Here is a 23,146-nt window from a genome sequence, read left to right as displayed (position 1 = left end):
TTTGGTTTTTCAAAAGGCTATTTGATGAAGGTAACTTTGGTAATTTCCCCGTTTTCCACTTCGTAAATGGCAATAGCCTTGAATTCCATCCCATTGGCAACTACCTGTTCTTGATCAATCACTTTGTTGCCAATGACAATTCTATTTTTAATTTCGGCATGAAGGTCGGGCGTGTTTTCAAAAAACGATCCGTATTGCTGTTTTACCCTCGACTTGCCTTTCACACTTGGTGTATTTGGAAATTCTAATATTTCAATCGAATTGGCATAGGTGTCGGCAAAGGCGTCAATATCCCGATTATTATAAGCATCAAGCTGTTCCTGAACAATACTTTCAGCATCGGTTAATGGTCCATCGGGAAAAACAAAGGTCATGGATGAAATAAGTCCATTTGTAACTTGGTAAATCGCCACTTGTCGTGCATCCCGTCCATCAACCTTGGTGATTTCCTCATCTGCAATAGTATTGCCAAGGACTATGCGGTTGACTACTTCGACACTGGAGGTTTTTACATTTTCGAAGAATCGTTTATAATTTTCCGACAATTTGGTATTCCCTTTGTACATGGCATTGTTGGGAAACCGTTGTACCTGTACATCTTCCGTAAAACAGGATATAAAAGCATCCAGGTCTCTTTGGTTAAAGGCTTCTACTTGTTTTTGAATGATTTTGACCGGTGACTCTTCCGCCACAAAGGCCAATCGCGTTCTACTTGAATTTATAGCGATTCTTGAAATATTGTTAATTTCATCTTGATTAAAGGTCACAAGCTGTTTCCAATCTCCTCCATTTTGAGCATCAAAGGTCAATAATGATTTTTGATGGCCCGTAATGATGGTGTTTTTATCCAACCAGCAAATGTCTTCTTGGTTTTGATAGGTGGGAGCTTCATGATTAATGGCCCCAGATTCAAGGTCAATGGATTGTATTTCCCAATTCTCATTGTTTTTTGAAATGTAACTGACCAAATCGGTTCCTGGTATTTTATGCAAGGACCTGCCTACATTTTGTTGGATTTTGGTGGATGTTCCATTCTCTAGATCAATAAGTACAAGGTCCATTCGGTTTTCAACCAAAACGGTAGCAACCAATGTAGCAGCATTGACCCAAACATGATATCCAATTTTCAAATCGGAAAGCATGGTGGATTCACCAGAAGGATCATATCGGTACAATCGTTGCAACCCATCCACATCCAAGCGAATAGCGGAAACCGCATTTTTTTCTGGAATGCGCAAAGGGGAGTATTCACTTCCCGCCGTGGTATAGGTCAGCCAGGACGAGGTGCTTCCTTCATTCACATTGAACCGAAGAATGTCTGTTTGGTCTTCTCTGGTAGAAGCAAACAAAACACTGTCATCATCCCAAAAAGAAGGTTGGTTGTCGTACCCCGGATTGTTGGAAATGTTTTTTGGGTTGCTCAAAACAGGTTTTCCATCATTCAGTTCCAAATCAAAAAGATAGACCTCTGTTTCGGTTTGGGCCCATCCTTGGCTGCATGCCAACAAAAAACAAATAAAGAAAAACCCTCGAATCATGGTTTTGTAAAACGTTTTAATAGTTGCCTAACCCTTGCAGTGTTTTCCACGTGGTATTTGGCTTGTGTTTTTTTGAGTCCAACTTTAACGGTAATTGCCGAGTCTGGAAGTTCTTGGAACATAAATTCGTCTGTCCAGTCATCGCCGATGGCAAAAACAAAGTCGTAATCATCATCGCTTAACATACGAGTGGCAGCCCTTCCTTTGTTCACGTTACTGCTTTTTATTTCCATCACTTTGTTGCCGTTCAACACACTAATATCGTCATTACCGATCAAACTGCGCAATACGGTATTGAGCTCCGTTGCCCTTTTCTCTCCAAAATCAGGATCGGTGTTTCGGTAATGCCATGCTAGGGAATAGTTTTTTTCTTCAATGAATGATCCAGGGGTTCTATCCACAAAGGATTCCAGCACAGGTCGAATTTTGCTCATCCATTCCCCTTTTACCTGTTCCAATAATTTAAATTCTTCCCCGTTTCGGGAAATCCATACGCCGTGTTCCACGATCATATTGTATTTTTTGGGAAGAAACCATCGACTAAATGTTTGTTTGTCCCTTCCGCTTATTAAAAATACAGTAGTGTCATCTTGCTGGTTCAGTTCGTCCAAGAGTTCATAAAGCTCTTCATCGGGAGAGGCTTGTTGTGGGTCCTTATGAAATCCGGCCAAAGTTCCATCATAGTCCAAGAACAACAATCGTTTTTTGGATTTTACATATTCTTGTTCGATGGACAATAATATTTCAGAGGACATTTTTTCAGAAATAAAGGCTTTGCCAAGGTCCCTATTTTCTTTTAAGGCATTCATGAACTCATTGGCCCATACCTCCACGTTATAGCGTTCCAATCTCTTCTGTAGAAAAGTGTTTCGGGATACCTGTTCGTCCATGGACATGTTAAAGGCTCTTTTGAGGGTGTCCGCTTGTTGCTCAAAATTGTTGGGGTTGATCAATAGCGCCTCGTTCATTTCGTAGGCAGAGCCTGCCATTTCGCTTAGAATGAGCACACCTGATTTATCGGTACGTGTAGCAATGTATTCCTTGGCCACCAAGTTCATTCCATCACGCAATGGGGTAAGCCATGCAATATCACTGGAGGTGTACAGGTCAATCAAACTTTCAAAGGGCAAGGAACGATAAAAATACCAAATTGGAGTCCAATTCACCGTGGACAATTCACCGTTGATTCGGCCTACTAATTCATCCACCTCTCTTTTCAGTAATTGATATTGGGGCACGTTGGAACGGGAGGGTACGGCCAAGATGATCAATCGTACTTTTTCTTTGTATTCTGGGTACTTCTGAAGGAAGTATTCAAATGCATTGATACGTTTTGCGATTCCCTTGCTGTAATCCAATCGGTCTATGGAAAGAATGAGTTTGGTGTCGGGTGCAGATGCCTTGTGGTTGTCCAAACGGACCTGTAAATCGCTACGTTCTTCTTTGCTCTTGGAATCGTGCAGCACGGCGGCATCCCTAAACTTTTTATAATCGATTCCCATAGGGAAGGAATCCACTTTTATAACCCTGTTGTCCAGATAGATCTCGTTAAAGCTCACATCCAGTCCTACCAGTCTTCGTACAGAGCTTAAAAAGTGCCTTTCGTAGTCATAAGTGTGGAAGCCAATAAGGTCTGAGCCCAGCAATCCTTCCAAAATTTCTTCACGCCATGGCAGGGTCCGGAAAATTTCAAAAGACGGAAAGGGAATATGCAAAAAGAATCCAATTGTGGTATCCGGGCGCTTTTCACGCACCATTTGAGGTACGAGCATCAATTGATAGTCATGCACCCAAATGGTATCGTCCTCATCGGAATTTTCTATGATGGCATCGGCGAATTTTTGGTTAACCGCTTTGTAAGTGTCCCAATAGTTCAGTTCAAATTCGGAATACTTCAAAAAATAATGGAATAAGGGCCAAATAGTCCTATTGCTGAAACCGAAATAAAAACCATCAACTTCATCGGCGTTGAGATTTACCTTGGCGCAGCCGTGCTCTTTTAAAGCCTTGTCAATATCATCTTCCAGTTCTTCCGGGGTATCCTCATCCGTTAACCCCGACCAACCTATCCAGAGACTTTCACCTCCACTATGTACTGATTTCATCCCTGTGGCCAAACCTCCAACACTTGGTATAGCATTAAGTGTTCCATTGCTAATTTGTAATTGAACGGGTAATCGATTTGAGATTATGATAGTTTTGCCCATAAAAGGATGATTTTTGACCTATTTTAATTTTTTGTTTCTTTAAAATTCGGGAAATTCGAGCGCAAAACCAATTCATTCTAACCCTTTTGAGAATTTTTGACCTATGGACAATTTGAATTACGGAATTATAGGAAATTGCAGGAGTGCTGCATTGATTTCCAAAGAAGGCTCCATAGATTGGTGCTGTTTGCCTCAATTTGACTCCACCTCAATATTTGCAAAATTACTGGATGAGCAAAAAGGGGGCAGTTTTGAAATACAACCAAAAGGGGATTATGGCATTGAACAGGAATATTACCCCAATACGGCCATTCTGATCACACGTTTTTCGGAAGGCGATAATGTTTTTGAGCTTCATGACTTCATGCCCCGTCACCATAAAATGAACGGAAAATACAAAGCTCAGCCCGAAATTATCCGTTATGTGAAATATGTGTCGGGTTCGCCAAAGTTCACTGTAAAATATGATCCCAAATTGGAGTACGGACTTGGAGAGACCAAACATTTTGTGAAGGAGGATTTTATTGCAAGTCTTACCCATAAGTTAAAGTACGATACACTTTTTCTTTACACGTCTTTTGATAAAGAAGGTGTTTTGGAAGGCCATGAGATATCCCTAAAAGAGGATGGTTACTTCCTGATTTGCTACAATGAGAAAATATTAAAGCCGACCACCGAAAAAACGGGATTGGAACTGGAACGCACCAAGGTATACTGGTTGGATTGGGCGGCGAAGACACCTGATTACCAAAAGTTCAAGGACGAAATAGTTCGTAGTGCCATTACGCTTAAAATGCTGACCTATGACAAAACGGGAGCTGTGCTTGCCGCTGCGACCACATCGCTTCCCGAGACCATAGGCGAGGTCAGGAACTGGGATTACCGTTTTTGTTGGATAAGGGATGCATCCATGGTCATCAAGGTGGTTTCCGAACTTGGTCATAAGAATTCGGCCAAGCGTTACCTTCAATTTATTATTGATTTGATGCCCGACAAGGATGAAAAACTCCAGATCATGTACGGTATCAACAAGGAAAAGACCCTAACGGAGAAAACCTTGGGCCACTTTGATGGTTACAAGGGGTCCAAACCTGTTCGCGTGGGCAACGCTGCCTACAAACAACGTCAGAATGATATTTATGGCATCTTGATGGATGTGATTTATGAGCAGTTGAAGAACTTCAGCAACGATATCGAAAATGTGGAAGAGCTTTGGAGCATTACCAAAGGTATTGTTTGGATTGTTGGAAAACACTGGGAAGAACCTGACAAAGGTATTTGGGAGTTCCGAGGTGAGGACAAGCATTTTACGTTCTCCAAAGTCTTGTGCTGGGTGGCCTTGGACCGAGCCATTAAAGTGGCAAATATGTTCGGAAAAACCAGGAAATTGGAGCATTGGACGGCACTTGAGCAGAAAATCAAGGATGATATCCATGAAAATGCTTGGAACAGTGACATTAACGCATTTGTACAGTGTTATGGGTCTCGCCACCTCGATGCCTCCGTATTGTTAATGGAACCTTATGGTTTTATCCATGCCCGTGACCCAAAGTATGTGAGCACGGTAAAGGCGATAGAGGAGGGACTTAGCAACGATGGTCTTTTGTATCGCTATAAAAATGAGGATGACTTTGGATTGCCTTCTTCCTCATTTACCATTTGTACGTTCTGGTTTATCAATGCATTGTTCAAAATAGGGGAGGAAGAGAAAGCCTTGGAACAATTTGAACGATTATTGGGATATAGTAACCATTTGGGATTGTTCAGTGAAGATATTGACTTTAAGACCAAACGTTTGCTCGGTAACTTTCCGCAGGCGTATTCGCATTTGGCACTTATTGAGTGCGCTATCAACTTTTCCACAAAGCAAAAGGATGAGAAAATATTGGAATCCATCAAGTAAATAAAAAACGCCCCAATTGGGGCGTTTTCAAATCCTAGTGGGTTTTCATCCCAACAGATATTTGAATTAGTCAAAGGTATACCCGCTATCTGCGGCAACTTTGTCGGCAATTTGCGTTCTAAGTTCCACAACATTGGGTTGGTTTGTATACTTGGTAAAGCGTTTTAGGCCCATCAGCATCATACGTTGTTCATCGCCTTCGGCAAAGGATACGATGCCTTCCTTGGCCTTTTGCTGAATGATGTCGACGGCTCTGTACAAATACAATTTGGACATCGCTATTTGGGCAGCTTGTGCCTCTTCACCAAAGCGTTTTGCATTTTTCTCAGTCCTTAGGATAGCTGATTCCGCCATGTAAATTTGAATCAAGATATCGGAAGCGGCCATCAATAGCATTTGGTGTTTTTCCAAATCGGGTCCAAATTTTTGAACGGCACTACCAGCGACCATCAAGAATACTTTTTTCAATCTTGCGATCAAATCTTTTTCTTCTGAAAGCAGTTCGGAAAAATCGGGTGTCTCAAAAGACGGAATGCCCATCAATTCCTCACCCACAGCAGTTGCAGGGCCTAAAAGGTCAACATGGCCTTTCATGGCTTTCTTTACCAACATCCCTACCGAAAGCATTCGGTTGATTTCGTTGGTGCCTTCATAAATTCTGGAAATTCGAGCATCTCTCCAAGCGGATTCCATTGGGGTATCGGCACTAAAGCCCATTCCTCCAAACACTTGGATACCTTCATCCGTGGTATGCTGCACGTGCTCGGAAACGGCCACCTTCAAAATGGAACATTCGATGGCGTATTCCTCAACACCTTTGAGCTCCGCTTCTTGGTGCGAGTTGCCGCTTGCTTCGCGAATGGCGATTCTGTCCTCGATATTTTTAGCGGCTCGGTAACACGCTGCTTCATCCACATAAGCGTTAGTGGCCATATCTGCAATTTTAGCCTTGATGGCGCCAAAGTTTATAATCGGGGTTTTAAATTGTATGCGCTCGTTGGCGTATTTGGTCGCTTCATTTACAACGCGACGCTGTGCTTCCAAACAAGCAGCTGCCAATTTGATCCTACCCACGTTGAGGGCATTCATGGCGATCTTGAATCCGTTTCCTCTTTCGGACAGCATATTTTCAACGGGAACTTTGGTGTCGCTAAAAAATACTTGGCGGGTAGAGGAGGAGTGGATACCCAATTTTTTTTCTTCATCGCCAAGGGAGATACCATTTTCTGGATCATTTTCTACAATGAATCCGGTAATGTTCTTATCGTCTTCGATTCTGGCAAAAACGATGAACATATTGCAGAACCCAGCATTGGAAATCCACATTTTCTGTCCTGTGATGCTGTAATATTTGCCATCATCGGAAAGAACGGCCTTGGTTTTGCCAGAATTTGCATCGGAACCAGCTCCTGGCTCAGTTAAACAGTATGCACCGAACCATTCGCCCGTAGCCAACTTAGGTACATATTTTTGCTTTTGCTCTTCGGTTCCGTACAAAGTGATGGGCATGGTGCCAATTCCTGTGTGTGCTCCGAATGCTGTGCTAAATGAGCCAGTGGCACCGGAAATATAGTCGCACACCAACATAGTGGACACAAACCCCATTCCCATTCCTCCATAGGCTTCGGGTACGGCAATGCTCAAAAGGCCAAGCTCGCCAGCCTTTCCCATACATTCTTCGGTATAGGCGTAATCTTTTTTCTCGAAACGTTCCCAATGTGCCCAAAGCTCTCGGTCTACGAATTCCTTAGTGCTTTCGCGCATCATTTTTTGTTCTTCGTTGAGGTCCTCAAGGGTGAATACGTCTTCACATTTGGTCTCCTTGACCAAAAATTGACCTCCTCTCAGTATGTCTTTTTCTGTTGTTTCCATTTTTGATAATGATTAAAGAAGATAGAAAATAGACGAAAGACTTATTTTAATCCGTTTTGAAAACCCATGGTCATCTTTTGCCATTCTTCTATTTTATCTTCGAGTCTGTTTAAATTTTCAGTGTTGATATAATTTCGATGTTTAGCTATTAAAAGTTGTGTGCCGAGTTCAAAAGAAGACCCCAAAGCAACGTCTATAAAGTATTTGAAAGATTTATCTGTTCTGGAAGAACCTTCGGCAATATTGCTCGGCATTGAAACCGAACATCTGCTTATTTGGGAACTTAAATCGTATCGCTCATGATTGGGGAAGTTGAGCAGTAAGTCAGAAATTTCATTTGCTATTTCCAATCCGAGTGACCAAATTTTCAAATTTTTATAATTATGCCTTTTCATCAATAGACCTCTCTTTTCTCTAATCTCTTTTCAAATTTTAAGAAAGGAACTCAAATATACCGGCGGCACCTTGCCCAGTACCCACACACATGGTGACCATACCATATTTACCTTTCATGTCACGCTTTCTCATTTCATCGAAAAGCTGGACCGATAGTTTAGCTCCGGTACAGCCTAGCGGATGTCCAAGAGCGATGGCTCCTCCATTTACATTCACGATGTTTTGGTTTAGTCCAAGTTCACGGATAACGGCCAATGATTGTGATGCAAAGGCTTCGTTCAATTCGATTAAATCTATTTGGTCCTGTTTCATTCCCGCTTGCTTTAGGGCTTTTGGAATGGCTTTCACAGGCCCAATCCCCATGATTCTTGGTTCCACTCCTGCGGCAGCATAGTTGACCAGTCGGGCAATGGGTTCCAGATTCAATTCTTTGACCATTTCTTCGCTCATTACCATTACAAAAGCGGCTCCATCACTCATTTGCGATGAATTCCCTGCGGTTACACTTCCATCAGCGGCAAATACAGGTCTAAGTTTGTTCAGGGTAGGAATATTGGTTCCTTTTCTCGGACCTTCATCCTTGTTGACGGTGTATGTTTTGGTTTCTTTTTTTCCTGCCTCGTTCACAAAAGTGTGTTCTACTTCGATGGGAACAATTTGATCTTGAAAGCGATCCTCTTCTTGGGCTTTCAACGCTTTCATGTGGGAATTATAGGCGAACTCATCTTGGTCTTCACGAGATACCTTGAATTGTTTGGCGACGGCTTCGGCTGTCAGTCCCATTCCCCAATAATAATCTTCGTGACCTTCTTTGGCGGTTGCGTAATCGGGGGTCGGTTTGTATCCTCCCATGGGAATATAGCTCATACTTTCCGCACCACCGGCAATGATACAATCTGCCATTCCCGATTGTATTTTTGCGGTGGCAATTCCAATGGTTTCCAATCCTGATGCGCAATAACGGTTTACAGTAACGCCAGGGACGTCTTCAATGTCAAGCCCCATTAATGAGATTAGTCTTCCCATGTTCAAACCTTGCTCGGCTTCTGGCATGGCATTCCCCACAATAACATCATCAATGCGTTTTTTGTCCAGTTGAGGAAGCTCGTTCATCATGTATTCGATGGTTTCGGCCGCTAGTTCGTCCGGGCGCTTAAACCTGAACAGACCTTTGGGGGCTTTGCCCACGGCTGTTCTATATCCTTTTACTATATATGCTGTTTTGTTCATAGTTTTATAAATTATTTCGAATCTAGAATCTAGATAATTGGAGTTTAGACTAATCGCTCAGATTATCAATAAACTTGCCTAACATTTTTTGAATTTGTAGTATTTTATTTTCTAATGCTTTGAAATCGTTTTTATCTAAATATCCTTCGTTAAAAGAAACTATTAATTGTGTTTCCCATTCGAAGGCAGAACCAAGACTATTTTCTAAAAACTTTTTAAAATGTCTATCTGCACTTTTGCTAGAACCTTCCGAAATATTTGAAGGTATGGATACAGCGCATCTGTTCATTTGACTTGTAAGATTGAATCGTTCAAAATCAGGGAAAGTTCTTGTTAGTTTATAGCTATCTTTCACAAATTCAATACCATCTTGCCAAACCTTTAATTTTTTGAAATTATGTCTTGCCATTTGTCTAATTTCTAGATTCTAGCTGTCCAAAATCTAATTTCTAAGTGGTTTTCCTGTCTTCAACATGTGTTGGATACGTTCCAAAGTCTTTCTCTCGGTACAAAGTGATAAGAAGGCTTCCCGTTCCAAATCCAAAAGATATTGTTCGGTTACCATTGTTGCTTCAGAAAGGTCGCCCCCTGCCATTACATAGGCCAGTTTATCAGCAATCTTTTTGTCGTGTTCAGAAATATAATGTCCAGCTTCCATGGAGTCCGTTCCTACCAAGAACATGCCCAAAGCTTGTTTTCCAAGTACCTTTACATCTTTTCGCTTTACAGGTTTGGTGTAACCTGCATCTGCCATAAGTTTAGCATACGCTTTCGCTGTTGCAATCTGACGATCTTTATTTACCACGACCACATCTTTTCCTTTTTGAAGGATACCCAGATCATAGGCTTCATAAGCCGAAGTGGATACTTTGGCCATTCCGATGGTGAGGAAGTACTCTTGAAGCACGTTGAGCTCCACATCGTTTTTTCTGAAAGTGTCCGATGCACGAAGTGCCATTTCTTTGGAACCGCCACCACCAGGGATTACACCTACGCCGAATTCCACCAAACCAATGTAGGTTTCTGCCGCAGCCACTACTTTATCGGCATGAAGCGAAAGTTCACAACCACCACCCAAGGTCATGCCGTGAGGGGCGGAAACGGTTGGGATAGAGGAGTAGCGCATCCGCATCATGGTGTCTTGGAACATTTTGATGGCCATGTTCAGCTCATCGTATTCTTGTTCCACGGCCATCATAAAAATCATGCCGATATTGGCGCCAACGGAGAAATTTGCCGCTTGGTTACCGATAACCAGTCCTGCAAAATCCTTTTCAGCTAAATCCACGGCTTTGTTCAAACCGGCCAGTACATCGCCGCCAATAGTGTTCATTTTGGATTGGAACTCACAGTTGAGGATTCCATCACCCAAATCTTCGATGACAACACCACTGTTTTTAAAGACTTCCTTGGTTTTTCTGATGTTGTCCAGAATAATGAAAGCATCCTGACCAGGAACTTTTTCCATGGCTTTTTTAGGAATATCGTAGAAGTAGGTACTCCCTTCTTTTACCGAGTAGAAGGAATCAATACCGGCTTCTTTCATTTCGGATACCCATGGAGCTGCTTCCAGACCTTCTGCCTTGATGAACTCCAAACCTTTGTCGAGTCCCACGGCGTCCCAGATTTGGAATGGACCGTGTTCCCAACCGAAGCCGGCTTTCATGGCATCATCTATTTTGTATAATTCGTCCGTGATTTCGGGGATACGATGGGTAACATAGGCGAAAAGGGCACCGAAACTCTTTCTGTAGAATTCTCCTGCCTTGTCTTTCCCATCTACCAATACTGGGAAACGATCAATTACCTTATCAATGGTCTTTGTGAGTTCTAAAGTGGCAAATTTCGCACTCTTTTTGGAGCGATAGTCCATAGTATCCAAATCCAAGGTTAGGATTTCGCTTTTACCATCATCCCCTTTAACTTTTTTGTAAAACCCTTGTCCGGTTTTGCTGCCCAACCATTTGTTGTTCATCATGGTTTGGATAAAATCCGGCAATTGGAAGAGTTCGTGGCGTTCATCGTCCTTACAGTTTTCACTGATTCCGTTGGCTACATGTACCAGGGTATCCAACCCCACAACATCAACCGTGCGAAAAGTCGCGGATTTTGGTCTTCCAATAACTGGACCGGTCAATTTATCTACTTCTTCCACCGTCATACCTAAATCCTTTACGGCATGGAAAAGGCTCTGGATACTGAAGATCCCGATTCTGTTACCGATAAATGCAGGTGTGTCCTTGGCTACTACCGATGTCTTGCCTAAAAATTGTTCTCCATATCCATTCAAGAAATCCAAAACGTCTTGAGAGGTTTTGGGACCTGGAATAATTTCGAAGAGCTTAAGATACCTTGCTGGATTGAAAAAGTGGGTTCCACAGAAATGTTTCTGGAAATCATCACTTCTTCCTTCGCTCATAAACTTTATTGGAATACCTGAGGTATTGGAGGTAATCAAAGTTCCCGGTTTACGGTGTTTGTCTAAATTCTCGAATACCTGTTTTTTGATGTCCAATCGTTCGACGACCACCTCAATGATCCAATCCACATCGGCTACTTTGGAAATATCATCTTCTAAATTCCCAGTACTGATGCGATCAGCGAATTTTTGATGGTAAATGGGAGAGGGTTTGGATTTTAAAGCAGAGGTAAGGGAATCGTTCACTAAACGATTGCGTACTACTTTATCTTCCAAAGTAAGTCCTTTGGCCTTTTCCTTGTCGTTAAGTTCTCGAGGAACTATATCCAACAGCAAAACCTCGACTCCGATGTTCGCAAAGTGACATGCAATGCCACTTCCCATGATACCGGAACCGATTACGGCAACTTTGTTTATATGCCTTTTCATGTGCAAGTTTGTAAATTAATTATTAGTTGTTTTTGTATAGATTTTTTTGTCGGTAATAAGCTTGTTTATCATACTCATGGTCTTAAAAAAACCATTCAGGTCTTCTTCTGATACATGTTCTTTCACTACTTCATTGAATCGGAGTACGACCTTTTTGGATTCCTCTCTTTTTTCCAATCCCAGCGGGGTTAGAAAAATAAGGACTCCTCTGCCATCCTTTGGGTTGCGTTTTCGCAAAATGTATCCTTTCTGTTCAATATTTTTTAAGATTCTTGACAAACTCGTGGCTTCCATTCCCATTTTTGGCCCCAAAGTGGTGCTCGGAGTACCTCCTTTTGGGTCCATGCTCAACAGGGTAAACCCTATGGCCATGGTAAGATCGTAGTTTTTAGCCTCTTCATTATACATTTTGCTTACCGCCTGCCAGGTGGCCCTAAGGGCGTGATCAATGGTCAAATCTTTCATAGAACTGGTTTGGTGTTCTCAAATATATAAAAATTTATTATGCATGCATAATAAATTTAGGTTAAGTGTAAAGGATTTTTATTAAAAAACAGGGTGGATTCTTCATCCGCGATAGCTATCGGGATAATATGAATGACAGATGTTTTGCAAGAATCTTAAAAAGAGATTTCTCGACTGCTCCTTTGACTGCACTCAGGATACCAGCTCTAAATGACAACAAATCATTGATTGTTGCCTATTGCTATCGGTCCATTGTAAATTGAACATTGGTTCAATGTCCATAAATATCATTGTACAGCTCAAGGTACATTTCCTTAACGGGCTTCCGTTTGAGTTTCATGGTAGGGGTAAGGTGGCCTGCTTCTACACTCCAGATGTCAGGTGTAAGTCTAAATTGTTTCACTTTTTCCCATTTGGCAAACTCTTGGTTGGCCCAGTCCACTTCCTCTTGTATGCGGGCAATTACTTTTTCATTTTTCACCAATTCATCATTGGACCCTAATTCAATATGGTATCGCTTGGCCCATTCCTTTACAAATTCAAAGTTGGGCTGAATCAAAGCGGCGGGCATTTTTTCACCCTCACCGATTACCATGATCTGCTCGATGAACCTGGATTGTTTAAAACGGTTTTCCAATAATTGTGGAGCCACATATTTTCCGCCGGATGTCTTGAACATTTCTTTTTTGCGATCGGTAATGCGCAAAAATCCTTCGGCATCAATTTCACCGATATCCCCAGTATGGAAATAGGCATCGGTCATTACCTCTGCGGTTTTATCAGGATCTTTATAGTAGCCCATCATTACATTGGGACCTTTGCAAAGAATCTCGCCATCTTCTGCGATTTTTACCTCTACGCCATCTATCATTCTACCTACGGTGCCGATTTTCCAACCTTTATTGCGTTGGTCGTTCACAGCAATTACAGGGGAGGTTTCTGTAAGTCCGTAACCTTCCATAACGGGCATATCGGCAGCACCAAAGATACGGGCCAACCTAGGTTGAAGGGCAGCACTACCGGAAACCATTACGGATAGGTTTCCTCCAAGGCCTTCTTTCCATTTACTGAAGATAAGTTTTCTGGCAAGCCCTAATTTTTTTGCGTACCACCAACCATTGACTCCATAAGGTTCAAATTTAAGTCCCACTTCCACGGCCCAGAAAAAGAGTTTCTTTTTAATTCCTGTTAATGCCGCTCCCTTGGCGATAATGGCATCATATACTTTTTCCAACAATCTTGGAACCACGGTCATTACGTTGGGTTTTACCTCCTTTATGTTATCACTGATTTTGTCCAACCCTTCGGCAAAGTAAATTTCAACACCGCAGTACTGATATAGGTACAAGATCATTCGCTCAAAAATGTGGCATACGGGTAGAAAGCTGAGTGCGGTTCCACCAGTTTCAAAAGGAACCCTGGTTTTACTGGATACCACATTGGATACTATATTGTTGTGCGATAGCATTACCCCCTTTGGTCTTCCTGTAGTTCCAGAAGTATAAATCAAGGTGGCCAAATCGTCTGGCGCAACACTGTCTTTTAATTTTTCGACTTCATCTTGGTTGGATGTGTCTGCCCCCATTTCCAAAACCTCGCTCCAGTTTTTGCAATTATCAAGCGTATTAAAGGAATATATATCTTCCAGTTTTTTGATTTTGGAACTGATGGCAAGTACTTTTTCCAACACTTCACCACAAGAAACAAAACAATATTTTGCTTCGGAATGGTTGAGGATATATTCATAATCGTCCTCCGAAATTGTGGGGTATATCGGAACGGTTTGTGCCCCAATCTGAAGTACTCCTATGTCCATGATGTTCCATTCCGTTCGGTTGGTCATGGAAATAATGGCGATCTTATCGTTGGGCTTTACCCCCATACGAAGCAAAGCTCTACTTATAGCATTGGATTTGTCTATATATTCTTGTGTGGATGTAGCTATCCATTTACTGTCACTTTTAGTGACCAATGATTTTTCTAAGGGGTGTTTTTCAAGTTGATAGTATGGGAAATCAAATAATCGGGTAACAGTTTGCATAGTAAGTTTTATGTAAAGCGATTGCAAATTAGCAAATCAGACCATAACTATGAAACAGATTTAACAATTACCTTGGGTAAATTTTGAAAAATCCCCAATTTTTCACTCCTATTGGCTGTGTTTTATACTAATCTTCCAAGTTTTCCAACCATTCCCTGGCATTTACGAATGCTTGTAACCATGGGGAAACCACATCCGTTCTATCCTTTGGATAGTATGCCCAATTCCAAGGGAAGGTGGAACGCTCAATGTGAGGCATGGTCACCAAGTGTCTACCGGTTCTATCGCAAAGCATGGCCGTGTTGTAATCACTTCCGTTTGGATTGGCGGGATAGCCTTCGTAACCATATTTGGCCACAATGTTGTATTGATCTTCGGTATGTGGCAGACTGAATTTACCCTCGCCATGACTGATCCAAACACCCAATGTGGTACCAGCCATATTGGACAACATTACCGAGTTGTTTTCCTGAATCTTCACTGAAGTGAAATTACTCTCGTGTTTGTGCGAATCGTTATAGGTCATTCTGCCATGCGTGTCGTGCTCTGGATTGATAAGGTCCAACTCCATAAACAACTGGCAACCGTTGCATATACCAACAGAAAGTGTGTCAGGTCTGGCAAAGAAATCTTTTAAAGCCTTGTTGGCCTTTTCGTTGTATTTAAAGGCACCTGCCCAACCTTTTGCACTTCCCAACACATCGGAGTTGGAGAAGCCACCAACCGCACCGATGAATTGGATGTCTTCCAAGTTCTCCCTCCCGGTGATAAGGTCGGTCATGTGTACATCTTTTACATCAAAACCGGCCAAGTACATCGCGTTGGCCATTTCGCGTTCGGAATTGCTTCCTTTTTCACGTAGAATGGCCGCTTTTGGTCGATTGTTGTCTCTCGACTGCGCTCGAGATGACAGTTTACCATCAAAGTTTTCTGGGAAAACATATTTTAATGCCTGTTTCTTGTAATTGTCATAGCGGTCCTTGGCCAAACCATTCGCGGTTTGTTTGTTGTCCAATAGATACGATGTTTTGAACCAAGTATCACGCAAGGAGGCAATGTTCAACCCTATTTCAATGCCGTTATTTTTGATTTTCAAGGTGCTTTCTGAGGTTGGAGTACCGATTTTGGTAAATTCAACACCCATAGCTTTCAATTCATTTTCTACTGAAGCATCTTTAGCTTGGAACACCACACCAATATTTTCAGAGAACAATAGTTTGATGATGTCCTGTTCACCCAAGTTGGACAAATCCAAGTCGGCACCCAAATCGTTATCTGCAAAGCAAAGCTCCAAAAGAGTGGTAATCAAACCACCTGATGCCACATCATGACCTGCTAAAATCTGCCCGTCTTTGATGAGTTTTTGCAGCATATTGAAAGCGGTCTTGAAATAGCCTGCATCCAAAACGGATGGGGCCTCATCACCAATGCCATTTAAAATCTGGGCAAAAGAAGAACCACCCAATTTGTGGTTGTCCTTGGATAGATTGATGTAGTAAATATTACCGCCATCTTTCTGCAAAACAGGCTCCACTACTTGGTTGATGTTGTCACAATTGGCAGCAGCAGAAATGATTACCGTTCCAGGGGACAGTACTTCTGCATCCTTATATTTTTGTTTCATGGAAAGTGAATCTTTCCCAGTGGGTACATTGATACCCAGATCTATCGCAAATTCTGATAAAGACTCCACGGCCGAGTACAAACGGGCATCTTCACCTTCATTTCTGCAGGGCCACATCCAGTTGGCGGATAGCGATACGGATTTTAGACCATCTTTCAGCGGTGCCCAAACAATATTGGTCAACGATTCCGCGACACTGTTTCTACTACCTGCAACAGGGTCGATCAAAGCTGAGATAGGGGAGTGGCCAATGCTTGTGGCAATCCCTTCTTTTCCTTTAAAATCAAGGGCCATTACACCACAGTTGTTCAAAGGTAATTGCAATGGTCCTGCACATTGTTGCTTTGCAACACGACCGCCAACACATCGGTCTACTTTGTTGGTCAACCAATCTTTACAGGCTACTGCTTCCAATTGCAGTACTTGCTCCAAATAATCATGAAAGTGTTCCAGCGAATAAGCAAGTGTTGGATATTTTTTTTGGGCAGTTTTATCTGCCATAATGGTTTTTGGAGAACTTCCGAACATATCGGAAAGTTCGAGGTTCATCGGCGTTTCGCCGGTTTCGCCAGAAGTGAATTTAAAAGTAAGGTCGCCTGTAACTTCACCCACATTGTACATAGGGGAGCGTTCACGGGCCGAAACTCGGTCCAATAGATCCAAATCTTTTTCGCCGATTACCAATCCCATTCTTTCTTGGGATTCGTTTCCGATCAGTTCCTTTTTGGAAAGAGTAGGGTCTCCAATAGGCAATTTATCGGTATCAATGGTTCCTCCAGTTTCCTCTACCAATTCGGACAAACAGTTGAGGTGTCCTCCAGCTCCGTGATCATGAATGGAAACAATAGGATTATCGTGACTTTCAAACAATCCACGAACTGCGTTCGATGCTCTTTTTTGCATTTCTGGGTTGGAACGCTGTACTGCATTTAACTCAATAGCAGAGCTGAATTCTCCTGTATCTGCACTGGATACGGCAGCTCCCCCCATTCCTATACGATAATTGTCCCCACCTAGAACGACTATTCTGTCTCCCTTGCTTGGAGTGTCTTTCAGGGCTTGGTCGGTTTTTCCGTAACCGATACCTCCAGCCATCATAATTACTTTGTCGAAGCCCAGTTTTCTAGCTTCTTCCTCATGTTCAAAAGTCAGTACTGAACCAGCGATCAAGGGTTGACCGAATTTATTTCCAAAATCGGATGCACCGTTGGATGCCTTGATCAAAATATCCATTGGGGTTTGGTACAACCATTCTCTTTCTTCCATTCCGTTTTCCCATGGACGGTTTTCCTCTAATCGGGAGTAGGAAGTCATGTAGACTGCGGTTCCTGCCAAAGGCAACGAACCTTTTCCGCCCGCCAAACGGTCACGAATCTCGCCTCCAGAACCGGTAGCGGCACCGTTGAATGGCTCCACCGTGGTTGGGAAGTTGTGGGTTTCCGCTTTTAACGATAGTACGGAATCAAATTCCTTTTCTTCATAGAAATCAGGTTGGTCGGCAGTTTTTGGTGCAAACTGGATTGCTTTTGGTCCTTTTATAAAGGCAACATTGTCTTTATATGCCGAAACAATATCGTTAGGATTTGCTTCGGATGTTTTCTTGATCAGTTTGAAAAGGGAAGAGGGTTTTTCTTCACCATCAATCACAAAAGTTCCATTGAATATTTTGTGTCTACAGTGCTCAGAATTCACTTGGCTAAATCCAAATACTTCGGAATCCGTCAACTTACGTCCCAATTTTTTGGCAAGGCCTTCCAAATATTCAACCTCTTCCTCGCTCAGGGCCAAACCTTCTTTTTCATTGTATGCTGCAATATCATCAATCTCCATTATGGCCTCTGGAACAATATCGATAGTGAAAACATCTTGTCCCAAAGAGGTGTATTTTTGAGAAAGCATTGGATCAAAATCGGTAAAACTTTCTTCAATGGCATGGAATTCTTCGATACGAATAATTCCTGTGACACCCATGTTTTGGGTAATTTCGGTAGCGTTGGTACTCCAAGGAGTAATCATCGCGGCACGTGGCCCAACAAAAAAGGCGTCGAGTGACGCCGCTTCAATTTTAGGCTGGTTGCCAAACAACCATGTCAGTTTGTTACTATCTTCCTGAGTGATTTCCTGAGCGGTTTGGACGGCAAAAACCTTGGTCGCCTTGTCCCCAAAAAAATGGATCATACAATCTTTGCGTTGAACGGTTTAAGAAAGTGCAAAAATACGATTTTGCAACGTAATTCATCCTACAGCACAGGTGTTTTGTTAACGAAGTGCTGTTGATAGTGAATTCTTCAATCCAAAAGGTGGATAGGCTGATTTCAAATCCAATATAAAATCCTTTTCCTTGTGTTTGATTTTGGGTGGGAGCGATGAAATGGAAAGGCTTGCGGGTAAGCTACTATGATTTTGTAATCCCATTTTTGGATTCCGTATTGTGCTTTGACCACGTTCAGCATCCGCGTGGAATGAGATATTAGGGATAGGAGTTGGTGTCATTCCTGCAAAAGAAGGAATCCATGGTTTGTTTGACTCTAATTGCGTAGATTTTTTCAAATATAAATAGACATCTCGACTGCGCTCGATGTGACATGCCTTTATCCTTTCTTCTTCAACAAGGCCATATAAAATCCATCAAATCCTGTTTCCGAAGCAAAAACGTTTCGCTCTTTTACAAACTCAAAGTCCTTTCCATTTTCGGATTCCAAGAACTTTTTGACTTGCTCTGAATTTTCTTGGGGTAGAATGGAACAGGTGGCATAGACCATTTGCCCTCCTTTTTTGACCATTTTACTGTAATTATGAAGGATATCTTGCTGAACTCCCATGATTCGGTCCACGAATTCTGGTTCCAGTTTCCATTTGGAGTCAGGGTTTCTTTTGATGACTCCCAAACCTGAACAAGGAGCATCAAGTAATAACCTATCGGCACTATTGTGTAGTTTTTTGATCACTTTGGTGGAATCAATCACGCGGGTTTCCACATTGTGCACGCCATTGCGTCGGGCTCTTTTCTTGAGTTTTTTCAGTTTACTTTCATAGATGTCCAAAGCAATCAATTGCCCTTTGTTCTGCATTTGTGAAGCCAAATGAAGTGTTTTTCCACCTGCACCTGCGCAGGCATCCACCACACGTTGTCCAGGTTCCACTTCCAAAAAAGGGGCAACCAATTGGGAAGAGGCGTCTTGTACTTCGAACAAACCATCCTTAAAGGCTTGGGTCACAAACACATTTTGACGCTCAACAAGTTTTAGGGCGTCTGGATACCCTTCAATAAATTCGGTGGCAATATCCTCCTTGGCCAAAAATGATTTTAATTGTGGTTTTGGGACTTTTAGCGTATTCGTCCGTAGAATCACATCGGCTTGCTGGTTTTGGGCGGCGATCTCTTTGGTCCAAAGTTCGTTGCCCAACGATTTTTCTCCCAGTTCATCCATCCAGTCGGGAATCGATTCCCTGAACTTTCGGATTTTGGACAATTCATCAAATCTGCCTTTTATGCGACGTTCGGGTGTACCTTCCAACTGTTTCCAATCAGGAATTCGGATACCTCGCAATACACACCAAACCCCGAACAATCGAAACAAATGGGGTTTGCTGTAAGGTTCGTGCACCTCGGCTATTTCGGAATAGAGACGTTTCCATCGAACGATATCGTAGGTGGTCTCGGCAATAAACCCCCGGTCACGAGAACCCCAACGTTTATCATAACGAAGTACTTTTTCAATCACTTTATCGGCATATTCCCCCTCGTTAAAAATCATGTGAAGGGCATCAATTACGGCAAATACCAAGTTTCTGTGTAAACGCATCATATAAAATAAGGTTGCAAAGGTATGATTTCTGCTTACTTTTGAGGAAAATAAATATTATGAGGTCGATCATTTCCCTTTTTGCCATCCTAGTTTTAATTTCCTGTGCCGAGGAGCCAAAGAAGCAACCATTTAAAACAGTTGTTGTAACTCCGGTTTTTGAAGATTCCGTAAGCATTCGCGCGATAACTTTTTTGGACGCTCAAACCTTGGCTTTTGCAGGTAGCAATGGTATGTATGGCACTGTGGATGTGAATTCCCTCAAAGTGATGTCGAATGTACAGAAGTTTGATTCCATCATACCTCATTTTAGGGCGGTGGGCCATACGTCCAATGATTTCTTCATGCTCTCTGTGGAAAGCCCTGCCTTGTTGTATAAAACTGGTGTGAATGGCCAAATGGAATTGGTCTATACGGAAGAGGGGGAAGGCGTTTTTTATGATAGCCTTACGTTTTGGAACGATAAAGAAGGTATTGCCGTTGGCGATACGGTGGATGGGTGTTTTTCCATTATCATTACGAGGGATGGCGGGAATTCCTGGACCAAAATTCCTTGCTCGGATTTACCTGAAGGCATAGAAGGGGAGGGGGCTTTTGCAGCCAGTAACAGTAATATTGTGGTCAAAGGTAACAAGGTCTGGGTCGGCTCCACGGAAGGAAGGATTTATTTTTCCAGCGATAAGGGTATGACTTGGGAAATACAGGAAACCCCGATGATTTCGGATGAACCGACACAGGGTATCTATTCCATGGACTTTTTTGATGAAAATCTTGGATTTGCGATAGGGGGGGATTACACCCAACCAGAATCCAACAATGCCAATAAGATAAAAACGGTTGACGGGGGTAAAACGTGGCAATTGGTTGCCGATGGACAGGAACCGGGTTACAAAAGTTGTGTGCAGTTTGTTCCCAATTCAAAGGGTCAAGCATTGGTTGCAGCTGGGTTTACTGGGATTTCGTATTCCTCTGATGGTGGTAATAGCTGGAAACCATTGAGCGAGGAGCCTTTTTATACCCTTCGCTTTTTGAATGATTCCACTGCTTTTGCCGCAGGCAGCAAGAGGATAGCAAAATTGGACTTTAAATAAAAAAAGCGGCAAAAATTGCCGCTTTTAAACTAACTAAAAACAAATCAATCAAAAACTATACGTTTACGACCACGTAGTGGCGCCCTCTTCTTTTGTACCATACGCCTCGGTATCGGTATAACCTTCTTCCATTTTGGTAAACCACTTTACTGCCTCTAGGCAAGGTTCTGACCTTGATACCTCTTGGCGCAGCTGTGACCACATATCTTTTTCCACTGGCTTTGTACCACACACCATCGGCGTAGTAATAATTTGTTCTCTTGTGGACTATTACTCTTGGATTGGATACCGTTCTTACTACAGTACCATGTTTTGGGTAGACCCTTACCACTGTTCTTGTTTGTGCTTGGGCGCCAATCATGGTTCCCAAAAATGCAGCGATAACCAAAAATACTTTCATTTGTTTCATAACATTGGATTTTAATGGTTTCTGATAGTAGGACTGTGGTTTTTAGAAAAGGTTTAATCAAAAAAAAGAAGCCCTAAGGCTCCTTATCCATTTTTTATGATTTTATCCTGTTCAATCCCGACCTCTCCGTTTGCGGAACTGTTGAATCATTTGTTTTTTAAAGTCCTCCTCGGCCTTGACCATCAACAGTACTTTTTTGGCAGGGATTACCGTTCGTAGTTTGGACAAGAACTCCCGTTCCGCCTTTTGCTTATCAAATTGGAGGGCAAGCAGGTTGTCAAATAACTGTTCCGACTCGTTTAAGGAAAGCTCTTGCGCACGAGCGATATTGGCATGTATTTCCGTACGCTCTTTTCTACGGATATCCTCCATGGTTTCCTCGTGTGCGTTGTAAATGGGCCAAAATTGTTGGGCCTCGTCACTGGTCAATCCCACTTGTTCGGTAATAAAGGCCACTTTAAGTGTTTTAATGCGATCCCGAACAGGTCCTTGGGCATGCATCAAAAAGGTGCCGAACAATAAGGTACAAAGTATAAGTGCTCTCTTATTCATAATCAATGTCTTCTAAGTTTAATTCTTCAATATCATCAACATTTTCATCCAAATATTCCATGATGATGTCGTCTTCCAGGTCATTATCGAGTATATCGTTCAACTCTATTTCTTCCAATGAAACCACCTCCGCAATCTCATAGGAGGTCATTTCCAAATCGGTATTCTCAAAATAAGCCTCTATTTCAGCGTTTGCCAAATCATCAAAAGAGATGGGTTCAGGGTTAGATTCCCAGATAAGGCTGAACATCAATATAAAAATTGCGGCTACCGCAGCTACCCCATAATAAAAACGCCTATTGGTTTTTAAAGGAATGACCTTGGTTTTTTTTGTGTTGATTTTGGATAGAACGGTTGGTGTTACTTCATTAAAATAGCCAACGGGAACTGCAAAACCATCGGTTTTGGGAATTATGGAGCCACCTTCTTGGGCTTTTTCTTTTTGGATTCGGTCCATAAGCCGATCGTTAAAGCTCTCGAAGTAGCCCTCAGGGGTGTTGAAACTATTTTTTTTATCCTCTTTCATCGTGGTCTTATGACTTCTAAATTAGCCAAAGGTTTAATTTTCTTTAAGATACGTTTCTATTTTTTTAACTGCCAAGTGGTAGGATGCCTTTAAGGCGCCCACCGAGGTGTCCAGCGCCTCTGAAATATCGGTGTATTTCATCTCCTGAAAGTACTTCATGGTAAAGACCAGTTTCTGCTTGTCGGGCAGCGTTGCCAAGGCTTTTTGTAGTTTGAGTTGGATTTCGTCACCTTCAAAATACACATCGGCCTGAAGGTTTTCCACCATTCTATCCTTTAGTTCTTGGTCGCTAATGCCCATTTTCCTTGATTTTTGCTTTAAAAATGTCAAGGATTCATTGGTGGCAATCCGATACATCCACGAATAGAGTTTGCTGTCACCTTTGAACTTCTCTATGTTCCTATATACTTTGATAAAGGTATTCTGGAGTACATCATCCGTATCGTCGTGGTCGAGCACAATTCTACGGATATGCCAATACAAGCGTTCCTTGTAAGTGTTCACCAACACCTCAAAGGCCTTTGCACGGCTTTCTTCCTGTTGTAGTTCTTGGACTAAGGTTTCCTCAGCTATCAATTTTCTTGTTGTTTGATGCTTGGACTAAGGTAGGGGGAAATGGTTTAATTTTCAGTAAACAG

The 23,146-nt window shown here is 42.3% G+C and carries 17 protein-coding genes; 2 read left to right on the top strand and 15 right to left on the bottom strand.

Annotated elements, in window-relative coordinates; genetic code table 11:
• Positions 1-17 precede the first annotated feature (17 nt).
• Both PY092_RS09240 and PY092_RS09235 read right to left on the bottom strand, forming a co-directional pair.
• Complete coding sequence (locus PY092_RS09240) at positions 18-1,538, bottom strand: nuclear transport factor 2 family protein (protein ID WP_275615565.1); 1,521 nt, start codon at positions 1,536-1,538, stop codon at positions 18-20.
• Positions 1,535-3,745: a bifunctional alpha,alpha-trehalose-phosphate synthase (UDP-forming)/trehalose-phosphatase gene (locus PY092_RS09235; RefSeq protein WP_275615564.1), complete on the bottom strand. Its 2,211-nt coding sequence runs from the start codon at positions 3,743-3,745 to the stop codon at positions 1,535-1,537. Before PY092_RS09235 ends, PY092_RS09240 begins: the two co-directional genes overlap by 4 nt.
• Before the next feature lie 103 nt (positions 3,746-3,848).
• On the opposite strand from PY092_RS09235, the gene PY092_RS09230 reads away from it, so the two are divergent.
• Entirely contained in the window at positions 3,849-5,648 is a 1,800-nt protein-coding gene (locus tag PY092_RS09230; protein ID WP_275615563.1) for a glycoside hydrolase family 15 protein, read from the top strand.
• A gap of 66 nt (positions 5,649-5,714) precedes the next feature.
• Here PY092_RS09230 and PY092_RS09225 read toward each other — a convergent pair whose 3' ends face one another.
• The 9 genes from PY092_RS09225 to PY092_RS09185 form a co-directional block, all read right to left on the bottom strand.
• Entirely contained in the window at positions 5,715-7,520 is a 1,806-nt protein-coding gene (locus PY092_RS09225; RefSeq protein WP_275615562.1) for an acyl-CoA dehydrogenase family protein, read from the bottom strand.
• A gap of 41 nt (positions 7,521-7,561) precedes the next feature.
• Complete coding sequence (locus PY092_RS09220; RefSeq protein WP_275615561.1) at positions 7,562-7,915, bottom strand: four helix bundle protein; 354 nt, start codon at positions 7,913-7,915, stop codon at positions 7,562-7,564.
• A 37-nt stretch (positions 7,916-7,952) separates the two neighbouring features.
• Positions 7,953-9,146 carry an acetyl-CoA C-acyltransferase gene (locus PY092_RS09215; protein ID WP_275615560.1) on the bottom strand — a complete coding sequence of 398 codons (1,194 nt, stop codon included), beginning with the start codon at positions 9,144-9,146 and terminating at the stop codon, positions 7,953-7,955.
• Positions 9,147-9,195: 49 nt separating this feature from the next.
• Positions 9,196-9,555, bottom strand: coding sequence for a four helix bundle protein (locus PY092_RS09210; protein WP_275615559.1), 360 nt, complete (start codon positions 9,553-9,555; stop codon positions 9,196-9,198).
• A 33-nt stretch (positions 9,556-9,588) separates the two neighbouring features.
• Positions 9,589-11,994 carry a 3-hydroxyacyl-CoA dehydrogenase/enoyl-CoA hydratase family protein gene (locus PY092_RS09205; protein WP_275615558.1) on the bottom strand — a complete coding sequence of 802 codons (2,406 nt, stop codon included), beginning with the start codon at positions 11,992-11,994 and terminating at the stop codon, positions 9,589-9,591.
• Between the two features lie 15 nt (positions 11,995-12,009).
• The gene (locus tag PY092_RS09200) at positions 12,010-12,459 is read right to left on the bottom strand and encodes a MarR family winged helix-turn-helix transcriptional regulator (RefSeq protein WP_275615557.1); all 450 of its coding nucleotides are present in this window, start codon (positions 12,457-12,459) and stop codon (positions 12,010-12,012) included.
• A 271-nt stretch (positions 12,460-12,730) separates the two neighbouring features.
• Positions 12,731-14,500 carry an AMP-dependent synthetase/ligase gene (locus PY092_RS09195; RefSeq protein WP_275615556.1) on the bottom strand — a complete coding sequence of 590 codons (1,770 nt, stop codon included), beginning with the start codon at positions 14,498-14,500 and terminating at the stop codon, positions 12,731-12,733.
• Positions 14,501-14,627: 127 nt separating this feature from the next.
• Entirely contained in the window at positions 14,628-18,302 is a 3,675-nt protein-coding gene (gene purL / locus PY092_RS09190) for a phosphoribosylformylglycinamidine synthase (RefSeq protein WP_275615555.1), read from the bottom strand.
• Between the two features lie 413 nt (positions 18,303-18,715).
• Positions 18,716-19,930, bottom strand: a complete 1,215-nt coding sequence (locus tag PY092_RS09185; RefSeq protein ID WP_275615648.1) for an RsmB/NOP family class I SAM-dependent RNA methyltransferase — start codon at positions 19,928-19,930, stop codon at positions 18,716-18,718.
• Between the two features lie 59 nt (positions 19,931-19,989).
• On the opposite strand from PY092_RS09185, the gene PY092_RS09180 reads away from it, so the two are divergent.
• A complete protein-coding gene (locus PY092_RS09180; protein WP_275615554.1) occupies positions 19,990-21,021 on the top strand; it encodes a WD40/YVTN/BNR-like repeat-containing protein in 1,032 nt (343 codons plus the stop codon).
• A gap of 55 nt (positions 21,022-21,076) precedes the next feature.
• On the opposite strand, the gene PY092_RS09175 is transcribed toward PY092_RS09180, so the two are convergent.
• From PY092_RS09175 to PY092_RS09160, 4 genes are all read right to left on the bottom strand, one after another.
• Positions 21,077-21,430, bottom strand: a complete 354-nt coding sequence (locus PY092_RS09175) for a DUF6515 family protein (protein ID WP_275615553.1) — start codon at positions 21,428-21,430, stop codon at positions 21,077-21,079.
• 111 nt (positions 21,431-21,541) lie between these two features.
• The gene (locus PY092_RS09170; RefSeq protein WP_275615552.1) at positions 21,542-21,982 is read right to left on the bottom strand and encodes a hypothetical protein; all 441 of its coding nucleotides are present in this window, start codon (positions 21,980-21,982) and stop codon (positions 21,542-21,544) included.
• A complete protein-coding gene (locus PY092_RS09165; RefSeq protein WP_275615551.1) occupies positions 21,975-22,508 on the bottom strand; it encodes a hypothetical protein in 534 nt (177 codons plus the stop codon). The genes PY092_RS09170 and PY092_RS09165 overlap by 8 nt, the downstream gene beginning before the upstream one ends.
• Before the next feature lie 33 nt (positions 22,509-22,541).
• Complete coding sequence (locus tag PY092_RS09160) at positions 22,542-23,084, bottom strand: RNA polymerase sigma factor (protein WP_275615550.1); 543 nt, start codon at positions 23,082-23,084, stop codon at positions 22,542-22,544.
• Positions 23,085-23,146 lie beyond the last annotated feature (62 nt).

The sequence above is a fragment of the Flagellimonas yonaguniensis genome, assembly GCF_029193885.1.
GTDB classification, from domain to species: domain Bacteria; phylum Bacteroidota; class Bacteroidia; order Flavobacteriales; family Flavobacteriaceae; genus Flagellimonas; species Flagellimonas yonaguniensis.
This window is presented reverse-complemented; position numbering and strand designations above follow the sequence as displayed.